Here is a 13,427-nt window from a genome sequence, read left to right as displayed (position 1 = left end):
GCTAGAGGTATATGCCTCGCACAGGCCTGTAGCTCAGCTGGTTAGAGCACCGTGTTGATAACGCGGGGGTCGGCAGTTCAAGTCTGCCCAGGCCTACCATTATTAGGGGCCATAGCTCAGTTGGTAGAGCGCCTGCCTTGCACGCAGGAGGTCAACGGTTCGACTCCGTTTGGCTCCACCACATAATAAACTATTCTTTAGATGCTAATAAATAAATAGGTATCAAATAGAAACAAGTGATTCGTCTTAACAAAGGCAAGATTACTTCTTTCTGTTTTATACAGAATCTGTGACTCGACGAGAGCACAGAGACTATTTAAAAACATAGATATGAGTCTGGGTTAGGAACACGTGTTCACGCGTTGTTTCTAACCTTAATAACTCACTACTTAACGACATCAGTTGTTATCCCAGTAGTGAGTTATTAAAAAAGTAAAGAGAACTGAATCAAGCGTATAAAATTAGGTGATATCGTTATCATAATTAGACTTATATAACACTTAGAAATCTAACTCTATTTATAGAGAAAGACTACTTGGGGTTGTATGGTCAAGTAATGAAGCGCACATGGTGGATGCCTTGGCAGTCAGAGGCGATGAAAGACGTGACAGCCTGCGATAAGCTTCGGGGAGGCGGCAATATCCTGTGATCCGGAGATTTCTGAATGGGGAAACCCACCTACCATAAGGTAGGTATCTTGTACTTGTACAAGAGGCAAACGAGGGGAAGTGAAACATCTCAGTACCCTTAGGAAAAGACATCAAATGAGATTCCCCAAGTAGCGGCGAGCGAACGGGGAGAAGCCGATTAATGCTAATGTAGAAGAACAGCGTGGGAAAGCTGACCGTAGTAGGTGATAGTCCTGTATTCGAAACATTAGCGTTAACATATTAAGTAGGGCGGGACACGAGAAATCCTGTTTGAAGATGGGGGGACCATCCTCCAAGGCTAAATACTCCTGACTGACCGATAGTGAACCAGTACCGTGAGGGAAAGGCGAAAAGAACCCCTGTGAGGGGAGTGAAATAGAACCTGAAACCGTGTGCGTACAAGCAGTGGGAGCCTTAATTTATTAGGGTGACCGCGTACCTTTTGTATAATGGGTCAGCGACTTATGTTCTGTAGCAAGGTTAACCGTTTAGGGGAGCCGTAGGGAAACCGAGTCTTAATAGGGCGTTTAGTTGCAGGGCATAGACCCGAAACCGAGTGATCTATCCATGAGCAGGTTGAAAGTGCCGTAACAGGCACCGGAGGACCGAACCCACTATCGTTGAAAAGCTAGGGGATGACTTGTGGATAGGGGTGAAAGGCTAATCAAACTCGGTGATAGCTGGTTCTCCCCGAAAGCTATTTAGGTAGCGCCTCGGACGAACACCATTGGGGGTAGAGCACTGTTTCGGCTAGGGGGTCATACCGACTTACCAAACCGATGCAAACTCCGAATACCGATGAGTGATATCCGGGAGACACACAGTGGGTGCTAACGTCCATTGTGGAGAGGGAAACAACCCAGACCGCCAGCTAAGGCCCCAAATTCCTAGTTAAGTGGGAAACGAGGTGGGAAGGCATAGACAGCTAGGAGGTTGGCTTAGAAGCAGCCATCCTTTAAAGAAAGCGTAATAGCTCACTAGTCGAGTCGGCCCGCGCGGAAGATGTAACGGGGCTCAAACTAGGAGCCGAAGCTGCGGATTTGAATTTGTTTTCAAGTGGTAGGGGAGCGTTGTGTAAGCCTGTGAAGGTGTGTCGTAAGGCATGCTGGAGGTATCACAAGAGCGAATGCTGACGTGAGTAACGATAATGCGAGTGAAAAGCTCGCACGCCGGAAGATCAAGGGTTCCAGTCCAACGTTAATCGGGGCTGGGTGAGTCGACCCCTAAGGCGAGGCCGAAAGGCGTAGTCGATGGGAAATCGGTTAATATTCCGATACTTGTTTATAATGCGATGGAGGGACGGAGTAGGTTATGTCAGCCTGGCGTTGGTTGTCCAGGTGAAAGGATGTAGGCAGACAGTTTAGGCAAATCCGGACTGTCATTATGCTGAGATCTGATAGCAAGCTGTACTTGTACAGCGAAGTGGCAAATACCATGCTTCCAGGAAAAGCTTCTAAGCAATAGTTATAAACGAATCGTACCCTAAACCGACACAGGTGATCAGGTAGAGAATACCAAGGCGCTTGAGAGAACTCTGCTGAAGGAACTAGGCAAAATGGTACCGTAACTTCGGGAGAAGGTACGCTGCCGATGGTGATAGGACTTGCTCCTTGAGCTGTTGGCAGTCGCAGATACCAGGCTGCTGCAACTGTTTATTAAAAACACAGCACTCTGCAAACACGAAAGTGGACGTATAGGGTGTGATGTCTGCCCGGTGCTGGAAGGTTAATTGATGGGGTTAGCGTAAGCGAAGCTCTTGATCGAAGCCCCAGTAAACGGCGGCCGTAACTATAACGGTCCTAAGGTAGCGAAATTCCTTGTCGGGTAAGTTCCGACCTGCACGAATGACATAATGATGGCAGCGCTGTCTCCAGCAGAGACTCAGTGAAATCGAAATCGCAGTGAAGATGCTGTGTACCCGCGGCTAGACGGAAAGACCCCGTGAACCTTTACTACAGCTTTACATTGAACTTTGACCTGACTTGTGCAGGATAGGTGGGAGGCTTTGAAGCAGACACGCTAGTGTTTGTGGAGCCAATCTTGAAATACCACCCTGGTCATGTTGGGGTTCTAACTCAGGTATAACAATACCGAGGACAATGTATGGTGGGTAGTTTGACTGGGGCGGTCTCCTCCTAAAGAGTAACGGAGGAGTACGAAGGTGCGCTCAGACCGGTCGGAAATCGGTCGTAGAGTATAAAGGCAAAAGCGCGCTTAACTGCGAGACCCACAAGTCGAGCAGGTACGAAAGTAGGTCTTAGTGATCCGGTGGTTCTGTATGGAAGGGCCATCGCTCAACGGATAAAAGGTACTCTGGGGATAACAGGCTGATACCGCCCAAGAGTTCATATCGACGGCGGTGTTTGGCACCTCGATGTCGGCTCATCTCATCCTAGGGCTGAAGCAGGTCCTAAGGGTATGGCTGTTCGCCATTTAAAGAGGTACGCGAGCTGGGTTTAGAACGTCGTGAGACAGTTCGGTCCCTATCTACCGTGGGCGTTGGAAATTTGAGAGGATCTGCTCCTAGTACGAGAGGACCAGAGTGGACGAACCTCTGGTGTTCGGGTTGTCACGCCAGTGGCATTGCCCGGTAGCTACGTTCGGATGGGATAATCGCTGAAAGCATCTAAGCGAGAAGCCCACCTCAAGATTAGATTTCCCTAAAGAGCCGTTGAAGACTACGACGTTGATAGGCAGGGTGTGGAAGTGCAGCGATGCATGTAGCTAACCTGTACTAATTGCTCGTTTGGCTTGACCATACAACACCCAAGTGGTTTGTATGAAAGCTCTAATTAATCTATCTTGTATAGCCTAGGCTATAGAATATATAATTTCGATATCACCTTTAACCTTGATTCAGTTAGGTTACAAGTTGGTCGACCAATAGATAATATCTTGACGTCAAAACAATAATAACAGACTCATATCTAACCCCCTTTGCTGACGACAATAGCACGATGGAACCACCTGATCCCTTCCCGAACTCAGAAGTGAAACATCGTCGCGCCAATGGTAGTGTGGTTCGCCCATGTGAGAGTAGGTCATCGTCAGCTCTCTATTCCTAGATAAACCCCCAACGTTAATTCGTTGGGGGTTTTCTTTTGCCTGACGTTTGGATGAGTGAGTGTTTATCGGATAATCGCGCTGATTTATTCAATTTAGAGTACGTATCCTAGTGAGGCGTTATCATGAGCTTTTTAGAAAAGCTTACCCGCTTCTGCTGTGTCTTCAAAATCAAACCCCAACTGCTCACCTTTACGCTGTTTCATTTGTTCGATACGTTGCCTGCGTCCAGAGACTAGCCGTAGCACCTCACGGCGCTGCTCGTTAGTCATGCTCAGCCATAGCTGACGCTCAGGACGATTGCGCAAGCAACCAAAGCAATAGCCTTTTTTATTGCTTTTACAAAGACCAATACATGGATTGGCAATCTCGAACAGCTCAAACTGTTGATTCATGGCTACTCCATCGCTATTATCGTCATTCCTTTGACCTATATAAAACTGCAATGACAATATTCTTATGTCGCAAATACTGACTTATAGTGTGCTGTTTTATTGTTATTACTTTTGTCTAGCGGGTGCTATGCTTGGCTTTGATAGCCTATATAAGATAATCATAACAAAATTAACAAAGGAGATGATACGTGAACCTGATTTATATCCATGGACTAGACAGTGATGCCAACTCGACCAAAGGCATATTATTAGAAAGCTACTGCCAAAAAAACCATTCTGACATTAAAGTATATCGTCCTGATCTAAACCAATCACCTGAACAAGTCTTTAGTTATTTAACTGATTTGGTCACTGAGCTGAAAAAAGATAATAAAACCGTACTGATTGGCAGCTCGTTAGGGGGCTATTTTTCCACCTTGGTAAGCAATCATACAGGTTGCCCTGCACTATTGCTAAACCCTAGTACTCAGCCTCATGTCACCCTACAGCGTTTTTATAATACATCGATATCAAATCGAGATAGCAGTGATGGGTTACCTAATAATAAAGTCCTGCATACGACGGCGGGCGGCTGGAATATTACTCCCTCAGATTTACAATGGTTTGCAGACCATCAACTTTTAGCAGTAAATTATCCCGATAAAGTTGCTGTGCTACTGAAAAAAGGCGATGAGCTGTTAAATTCTGAATTGTCTAAAGCTTATTATCAGAGTCAGGGCGCATCGGTAGCTGTGCAAGCAGGTGGCGATCACAGGTTTAGCGATTTTGGTGAGCAATTGCCAAAGGTGATTGATATGCTACAGCAGTTGCTCTAAGTTCAAATAAAGCTGACATAGTGTATTAAATAGACGACATTATCTGACGTAAGCGACTGACTATTACCGTTACCGTCGCTATTTTTCGTTATAATGGTTTGATAGAATTAAACGCACGCGAACAGTTAAGGATGCATTTGTGAGTCAGTATAATGCGCAATCGTTAGAAGTTTTAGAAGGACTTGAGCCAGTACGTCGTCGTCCAGGTATGTATACCGATACCACCCGCCCCAATCATTTGGCGCAAGAAGTTATTGATAACTCAGTTGATGAAGCGTTGGCGGGTTATGCTAAAACCATCAAGGTGCAACTGCATAGTGATGGCTCGTTGTCAGTTGAGGATGATGGGCGCGGTATGCCTACTGATATTCATCCTGAGTTTAATCAGTCAGGGATTGAGCTGATTTTGACCCGTTTGCATGCTGGTGGGAAGTTTTCGACTTCTAATTATGAAGTGTCAGGCGGTCTGCATGGTGTGGGTATCTCTGTCGTCAATGCGTTATCGACACGTGTTGAGGTAACGGTATGGCGTAATAGTACACAGTTTGATATGGCGTTTGAAAATGGCGCACCAGTTACGCCGTTGACTGAAGCAATCAGCTCAAACAAACGCAAACGTGGTACCAGAGTACATTTTTGGGCAGATGATCGCTTTTTTGATACGCCTAAATTTAATGTCAAGCAGCTCAAGCACAATCTAAAAGCTAAAGCGGTGCTAGCAGCTGGGCTGACGATTGAATTCACCGATGATATCAATGATGAAAAGGTGGTTTGGCAGTTTACTGATGGGGTGGTCGAATATTTAAGCGAACAGTTAGATGGTCTTGAGACATTGCCTGAAGCACCGTTTTATTATAATTACGATGCGAAAGCGGGCGAACGAGCTGCTATTACCTTTGCATTGTCTTGGTTGCCTGATGGTGGGACGCCAGTTCAAGAAAGTTATGTAAACCTGATTCCTACAGCTCAGGGCGGTACGCACGTCAATGGACTGCGCACGGGTATTTTAGAAGCCTTGCGTGAGTTCTGCGATATCCATAATTTACTACCGCGTAGTGTAAAGCTAACCGCAGAAGATGTCTGGGATGGGGTGAACTATATCCTGTCTCTTAAGTTCTCTGAGCCGCAGTTTTCTGGACAGACCAAAGAGCGCTTGTCTAGCCGTGAGGCTGCTGGAGCCGTGCAGACATTGGCAAAAGATGCTTTTAGTCTGTGGTTAAATCAACATGCCGATATGGGTACACAAATTGCCGAATTGGCAATTAACAAAGCAGGACGTCGTTTAAAATCGGCAAAAAAAGTCGCTCGTAAGAAAATCACTCAGGGGCCAGCATTGCCCGGTAAATTGGCAGATTGCCGCGGTGATTTGCGTGATGGGGCTGAGCTGTTTTTGGTAGAAGGGGATTCTGCGGGTGGTAGTGCGAAGCAAGCACGTGATCGTCATTACCAAGCGATTCTACCCTTGCGTGGTAAGATTTTAAATACGTGGGAGGTATCATCTGATACAGTGCTCTCGAGTCAAGAAATTCATGATATTGCGATTGCCATTGGCGTTGATCCGGCATCTGACGATTTATCTGAGCTACGTTATGACAAGGTATGCATCTTAGCGGATGCTGATTCTGATGGACTGCATATTGCTACTTTGATCTGTGCGTTATTCGTGAAGCACTTTCCTGCCTTAGTCGATGCCGGTCATTTATTTGTTGCAATGCCGCCACTCTATCGCGTCGATGTGGCTAAAGAAGTGCATTATGCGTTAGATGAAACCGAGCTTCAGCATATTTTAGCCAATGTACCGGGCAATAAAAAAGCCCAAATCACACGTTTTAAAGGCTTGGGTGAGATGAGTGCAGAGCAGTTGCGTGAAACAACTATGAATCGCGATACTCGTCGTTTGGTTCAGTTGGATATGGATGACATGGTACTAACCAACAGTGTGATGGATATGCTGCTAGCCAAAAAGCGTGCTGCTGATCGTAAGATATGGCTAGAAGATAAAGGTAATCTAGCTGATATCTAATAGCTATTTTTAGGACGCTTAGCGTTATTTATAATCATGATTGAGTAAGATATAACATAACAAAAGCATGTAAAATCCAGATTAGTGATACCAGCTTAATGGTATTATATGGATATCTTCTACTACATGGTGCCGTTATGACATCAAAATTATTTAATCGCTCTAATGCTAACAGTGCTAAGCCGCCACGCTCTAAAACATTACCAAGTTTCAATAAAAAACAGCTTGGGAATTTGGTTCCTAGACGCGGCAACAAGATTGCGCCAGTGATTGCGTCTGCATTGTTAAAAGCGGCAGGCTGGCGTACCGTTGGTGAGATAGCAAATATTCCACAGGCGGTGGTGCTAGCGCTTCCGCATACATCAAATATCGACGGTGTATATGCGATACCCAGTTTGTTTGCGCTCGATTTGAAAATTAGTATTATGGGCAAACACACCTTATTTAAGGTGCCGATCCTTGCACAATTGCTGCATTGGATAGGTATTGTTCCGATTGATCGCCGTAATAAAGGCTCCGTATTACAAGCGAGTATTGATAAATTTAAAACAGGTGAGCCATTATTTTTGGGGTTGTCGCCAGAAGGTACGCGTCAGTACACCAAAAATTGGAAGTCAGGCTTTTATTATTTAGCAGTGGGTGCCGGTGTGCCAATCTTGCCAGTGGCGCTGGATTACAATACCAAAGAGATACGCTTTATGCCCTTGGTCTATCCTACCGGAGATATCGAATCCGATTTGCCAAGAATATATGCTCAATATCAAGGTGTAATTCCAAGACATCCTGAGCGTTTATCGCAGCCGCTACAGGACGTTAATAAATCAGCGGAGTAGTTTTTTAAGTAGTAGCTGATTATATTTATAAAAAACCCCTGATATGGAGTATCAGGGGTTTCTTGTTTGCGCTTATTAATCTTGAGCCCTTACACATTAAGGTTTTATAAAGTTATAAAGGTAGCTGACGGTTAGAAGTACTTACACCGCCATCGACGGGCAAATTGGTACCGGTAATCATGGCAGCATCATCGCTTGCTAAGAAAGTAATCACCGCGGCAATATCGTTTGGTGTAGCACAGCGTCCTAATGGACTATTATCTGATGATTCATCTATATTTGCTTGAAGATCTGTTATATCGGTATTTTGAATATCGGTGTTTTGAATCGCATCTGATATATCAGACTGAGTGACGCTTGGATTTACTGCATTAACGCGCACGCCGTCTGCGCTGTGTGCCGAAGCCAACGTACGGGTCAAATCAGTAATACCTGAGGTGGCAGCATCATAAGTTGCTGCACTCTGATCGCTACTACAAGCTGCAAATGAAGGAACGTTAATGATACTACCTTTACTCTGTATTAAGTAAGGCATAGCCGTCTGACAGACATACAAGGTTTCACTTAAATAGTCATCAACAGCTGGACTCTTCTGTTCAGTAGATAACCCACTATTTCTGCCTTGCGTCGTTTGTGCTGCGTTATTCACCAATATATCGATTGTTTCAAACTTATCGATGACTCTTTTTATCATCTCTTGTACTTGGCTCTCAACACCAATGTCACAAGCAATGGTTAAAAAGTTGTCGGTATGAATCCATGTACGGTCTTGTGGAAACCCTTCAGTGATTTGATTTAATGTATCGGTCGAGCGTCCGACGAGTATGACATTAGCACCTTCATTCGCAAAACGAATGGCAGTTGCACGACCGATATGTGAGTCGGCACCTGTTACGACGACTGTTTTCTCTTTAAAGCGTTTCATGATGGGCAAGTCCTTGTTATCATCAGAGAGACATTTTCTAAATAAATGGGCTAATTATATTGTAAGGTAGCATGCGTATTAATTGATTCCTCAATACGCGAGTAATACCGCTTTTATATCATCATAACAAGTCACTGTGCTGAAAGCGACCATGTATAATTGCTATTATGTAGTTTATATTTTATCCAATAGTCTTGGAGTAGCAGTTGCATTTATCCGCTGCACACCAATTGCGCCGCTTACAATAGCGTATTTTTTTCAGACAAAAAGGTGGTGACTGTGCCCAGTGATTCGACGATGGTAATGTCTGATAGCAGCTATCTTATGCATGAAATAGCTTGTTATTTACGAGCAGATATCTTAAAGATTATCTTACCGGATATGCCAGTGATAGAGAGCAACTATCAAGCGCAGTATTCTCAGTACCAGCTACCACTGGGCGATCTTAACTTAGTAGAGTTGGTGATATATTTGCCTAATGACATGCTGCCAGCTGATATTGAGGCACTAGGTAGGACAGCTTTTAATGCTGTAAATATATGGCGCAAGACTCATATATCAAGATCTATAGACAGCCAGTTACGTAGTATTAACATCTTGGTTTTGGATATCCAACGTCAAATTGATATTGATATTGATAATGAACATGATGTTCATAATAAATCCTGCAAAAAAAATCCTGTTCAACGTCTAGCCCATAGTTTTACGGACAGTGATTTAGTAGAGGGTTCGCCCGTTGATACAAGTGCATCTATTCAGCCATTACAAGCATTTGGCTGGCATGACTGGCATATTCATTTAAATAAATTACAGATACCTTGCGAGCTATGGCGATTTTTATACTATCGTTTAGGGCAGTCACAGCAGGGTAATAAGGATCATATAACAAATTCCGAAAACGATATTATTACTGGATTTCTAAATGTTGCCGACTTCTTTGCACCTGCAATCACGATAGATAATGCGTTGATAAAATATGGTTTGCAAAATGAGCCTAACTCGGCATTGATAGCGATGTCGCTGGCGCAGAAAACCAATAGCCCAACTAAGCAGATGTATCAACAGCATATGGCGCAAGCGGCTGCTTTATGGTCACAACTTAGCATGCAGATGTTAGAAACAGTTTATAAGAATCCTGCTGCGTTTAAGCAAAAAGAATCATCGAAGAAGTCTAGTGAGGCAGATTTTTCTCATTGGCAACAGCAGATATTGGATGAATCATTGTTTTCGCGTCATGAGTTAATTCGCACTTTATATAAGCATCCCAAGCAAGCGCAGCAGTTGCAGCAACAAGGCTATGTCGTCCACCAACATTCTTACGAGTGTTTGGGGCGGCATTATGTACTAATATTTTATGGACAAGATGCAGAAGGAAAGCATGGTAAGTCGGCTATACGCCCAAATTTAGCGAAAATCGCTTTAGATGTGGCGACACGGTTACCAATGGCAGAACTACATCATGTGGTTGTATTGGGTATAGATTTTATAATAGAGGCTGAAGATGCTTTTATGGATATTGATTTATGGATTCAGCCAGTTAATCCCATGACCCAGCGCGAGCGCCAACTGACTAAAAAGGTTCAGCAGTTGCAGCAAAGTAATCAAAGTAATCAAAGTAATCAAAGTAATGCTAGTGAAATTACCGAAGATAATAAGAAAAAAACTGACTCTAATCATCTATCATAAGTCCGCCTACATGTCTCGATTCCATCTCGCCCTAATAATAATGACTAAAATTGCTTATTATCAAACATAAAAAAAGACAGCATAAGCTGTCTTTTTTATAAAATAAATTAATGACGATAAATTATCTTAGATTATTAGGACCATCGATATCACTATCATCAGTTGCAATATGATTGATATCAACCGTAGAAGAATTTACATCACTGGTAGAGCTTAAGTTATTAGGTGTGATGGTATTATTATCTACTTGGGTTGTGCTGCTACCAAACGTATCAGTAGCTGTACTTGGCGTATTGTCACGTACTGAAGCAGCAACCTTATCTTGAGTCGATGAGCTTGGTGTCAAAGCAGATTTTGCTTTTGCTTCGTCACGTTCTCTGTCCATTTTATCCTGCATTTTGCGTAAGAAACGTGCTGCTGCTTCTTGACCACCTAGACCAAACGATAGGGCAAATGCTACGGCAACTGCACCTAAAGTTAGTCCAAATGCTAGGTTAACGATAGAATCCGCAATACCCATCGCTTTTAGACCCATGGCAAGAACTAAGCCCATGATCAAAACGCGCACGATATTTGCTAGGAACTGTGAACCTTGTTCAGAGCGCTCAACGACACCAGCGATGATATTGGCAAGCCAAAAACCGATGAATAGGATGATTGCGCCTAGGATGATATTGGCACCGAAAGCAATAAACATCGCAATAATGGCTGAGATAGGTTCAAAACCTAATAAGTCAGCAGCAGCGATAGAGGCAAATAACATGGCAAAAAATACGATGGCATAGCCAACTAAGTCAGAAACCTTTTTATCACCCATGGTCTGTTGAAGACCAACTTTGGCAGGTAACTGATTGATTTGCGTATTTTCAAGCAAGCCTTTAATGATGTTTGCAACCATACGTACAACATAAAAAGTCACAACCAAGATAGCAATTGCCATAAAGATATTTGGCAAGGCTTCCATGATTTTGTTTAACATGTTGGTTGCAGGACGAGCAATTACATCAATTTTTAGGGCATTTAAAGCAGCAATGATTGTTGGAATAATCACTACTAGAAACGCTAAAGAACCTGCAATGTTGGGTAAGCTATTCTGTTCGCTTAAACCAGCTTTAGTTGCAAGCTTCTGGACATCAAAAGTAGAAACAAGGTTGGTTACGATGCCACGTACCACTTTGGCGATGATGTAACCTACTACGAATACTACAGCAGCAATCAGAATATTAGGGATAAAGCTGAAGATTTTATCAACCATATTGGTTAATGGAGCAAATAAACCATCTAGCTCTAGTTGGCCTAATACCATGGTCAATACTACTAATAGAATGAACCAATAAACCATGTCAGCAATCGTGCTGCTCATTGGTTTTACACCAGCTTTTGCACTTAAACGCTCATCCATTGAGGTTTTTGAAAGTGCAGCATTGATGGCAGTACGTGCAACTGTTGCAATTACCCAACCGATCACACCAACTGCAATAGCAGCGATAAGATTAGGGATAAAGGTGAGTACTTGGTTTACCATATTGGCAAACGGTGCTGAAATAGAGTTTAGGTTTAACTGACTTAACGCGCCAGAAATAGCGATAACGAAAATAAACCAAAAAACAATCTTAGAGATGATGCCCTCTAAGTCATAGCTTTTACCCGTTGAAGAGTTCATACGTTGATTGAGATTGATTTTAGACAGCACGCCGCGTACCAGAGCAGCTATGCCCAAGGCGACAAGCCAACCAATGATGAAAATAAGAATAGCGCCGATGATGGAGCCGATAGGGCCACCCAGATAACCGTTGAACGATGTAAACATTGGATTCATCCTGTCCTCCTCTAATGATCATGTGTCTGCTATAAGATAAGAAAATCACTTTAATTCAAGCGTTTCATCTGAGGCAAACACACACCTATTTATTAGTATTTTTAATTAAAATTATTTGTAAACTTGATTTTAGTGCTTTATAAGAAATTTATAATTAACAATCAGTAGTCACTATTAACAAGACATATCTTTTGTTATTTCTTTCCTTAACCAATTTAGCTTAACTTATGTAATTATGAATTTAAAGATAGAAAGCTTAACGTCTTACTATATTTGTGTGATAAGTTGTTATTTTTACGGTAAATATTAACATAGACTGTACATTTGACCGATAATTTCAAGTGAGTCATAGCAGGCAAAACTAAGATTTGCTATTATAGATAAATGTGACATCTCGCCACTATTATTACAATTTGAGAGCATTTTATGAAAAAAATCACTACCCTAAGCATCAGTGCCCTTGCTAGTGCTATGTTATTAATCACAGGCTGTAGCGCAAATAATGGCAGTAAAGAAACCGCTACCAAAAGTGTTTCAGTGACTGAACAAAGCCCTGCCAAGGAAAAAGTAGGCTATAGCTTGGGCTATATGATGGCAGAAGGGAATAAAGAAGCGGTTGGGGATCTGAACCTTGATACGTTTGAAAAAGGTTTCCGTGATGGCTATGAAGGCAAAAAAGCAGCATTGACAGAAGAGCAAATGCAAGAAGTGTTAATGGCCTATCAAAAAGAACAGGAAGAGAAGTTTGTGAAAGATATGGAATCTAAAGCGGGTGCAAACAAAACTAAGGGCGCCGCATTCTTAGTAGAGAATGGCAAAAAAGCTGGCGTGAAAACCACTGCTTCAGGTCTGCAATATAAAGTAGTGACCGCAGGTACTGGCAAGTCGCCAAAAGCTACGGACGTGGTTGAAGTAAACTACGAAGGTAAATTGATTGACGGCACTGTATTCGATAGCTCATATGAGCGCGGTGAGCCAATTGAATTCCCACTAAACCAAGTAATCGCTGGCTGGACTGAAGGTCTACAGTTGATGAAAGAGGGCGGTAAATACGAGTTTTATATCCCCTCTGATATCGCTTATGGTGAAGCGGGTAACGCAGGTATCGAGCCTAATAGCACGCTAATCTTTACCGTTGAGCTATTAAAAGTAAAGTAATTAGCAGTAATTAATTAATGCTAATTTAGTATTGATACAATAGAAGCAAAAAGAAGCCCT

At 42.9% G+C, this 13,427-nt stretch carries 8 protein-coding genes, 2 tRNA genes and 2 rRNA genes; 9 read left to right on the top strand and 3 right to left on the bottom strand.

Annotated elements, in window-relative coordinates; translation table 11 throughout:
- The first annotated feature begins 22 nt into the window (after window positions 1-22).
- The 4 genes from M0221_RS12155 to rrf all read left to right on the top strand — a co-directional run bounded on the left by M0221_RS12155 (window position 23) and on the right by rrf (window position 3,703).
- Window positions 23-99, top strand: a tRNA-Ile gene (locus M0221_RS12155).
- Window positions 100-105: 6 nt separating this feature from the next.
- Window positions 106-181: transfer RNA gene (locus M0221_RS12150), tRNA-Ala, on the top strand.
- A 366-nt stretch (window positions 182-547) separates the two neighbouring features.
- Window positions 548-3,409: ribosomal RNA gene (locus M0221_RS12145) — 23S ribosomal RNA — on the top strand.
- A gap of 180 nt (window positions 3,410-3,589) precedes the next feature.
- Window positions 3,590-3,703 (top strand): 5S ribosomal RNA (gene rrf / locus M0221_RS12140).
- A 144-nt stretch (window positions 3,704-3,847) separates the two neighbouring features.
- Here rrf and M0221_RS12135 read toward each other — a convergent pair.
- Entirely contained in the window at window positions 3,848-4,108 is a 261-nt protein-coding gene (locus tag M0221_RS12135) for a DUF1289 domain-containing protein (protein WP_483283934.1), read from the bottom strand.
- 188 nt (window positions 4,109-4,296) lie between these two features.
- On the opposite strand from M0221_RS12135, the gene M0221_RS12130 reads away from it, so the two are divergent.
- From M0221_RS12130 to M0221_RS12120, 3 genes are all read left to right on the top strand, one after another.
- Window positions 4,297-4,923, top strand: coding sequence for a YqiA/YcfP family alpha/beta fold hydrolase (locus tag M0221_RS12130; protein WP_483283933.1), 627 nt, complete (start codon window positions 4,297-4,299; stop codon window positions 4,921-4,923).
- 139 nt (window positions 4,924-5,062) lie between these two features.
- Window positions 5,063-6,946, top strand: coding sequence for a DNA topoisomerase IV subunit B (parE, locus tag M0221_RS12125; protein WP_483283932.1), 1,884 nt, complete (start codon window positions 5,063-5,065; stop codon window positions 6,944-6,946).
- 137 nt (window positions 6,947-7,083) lie between these two features.
- A complete protein-coding gene (locus M0221_RS12120) occupies window positions 7,084-7,779 on the top strand; it encodes a lysophospholipid acyltransferase family protein (RefSeq protein WP_483283931.1) in 696 nt (231 codons plus the stop codon).
- A gap of 112 nt (window positions 7,780-7,891) precedes the next feature.
- Here M0221_RS12120 and M0221_RS12115 read toward each other — a convergent pair whose 3' ends face one another.
- The gene (locus M0221_RS12115) at window positions 7,892-8,704 is read right to left on the bottom strand and encodes an SDR family NAD(P)-dependent oxidoreductase (RefSeq protein ID WP_020444503.1); all 813 of its coding nucleotides are present in this window, start codon (window positions 8,702-8,704) and stop codon (window positions 7,892-7,894) included.
- Window positions 8,705-8,983: 279 nt separating this feature from the next.
- Here M0221_RS12115 and M0221_RS12110 point away from each other — a divergent pair, with 279 nt between their 5' ends.
- On the top strand, window positions 8,984-10,390 hold the full coding sequence (locus M0221_RS12110; protein WP_483283930.1) for a hypothetical protein: 1,407 nt from the start codon (window positions 8,984-8,986) through the stop codon (window positions 10,388-10,390).
- Window positions 10,391-10,511: 121 nt separating this feature from the next.
- On the opposite strand, the gene M0221_RS12105 is transcribed toward M0221_RS12110, so the two are convergent.
- Window positions 10,512-12,209 (bottom strand): mechanosensitive ion channel, encoded by a 1,698-nt coding sequence (locus M0221_RS12105; protein ID WP_020444501.1) that lies wholly within the window; start codon window positions 12,207-12,209, stop codon window positions 10,512-10,514.
- Between the two features lie 426 nt (window positions 12,210-12,635).
- Between M0221_RS12105 and bamJ the strand changes: the two genes are divergently transcribed.
- A complete protein-coding gene (bamJ, locus tag M0221_RS12100) occupies window positions 12,636-13,367 on the top strand; it encodes a BamJ family beta-barrel-assembly machinery protein (protein WP_149493132.1) in 732 nt (243 codons plus the stop codon).
- The last annotated feature ends 60 nt before the right edge of the window (window positions 13,368-13,427 follow it).

It is taken from the genome of Psychrobacter sp. ANT206, from assembly GCF_056880555.1.
This window is presented reverse-complemented; position numbering and strand designations above follow the sequence as displayed.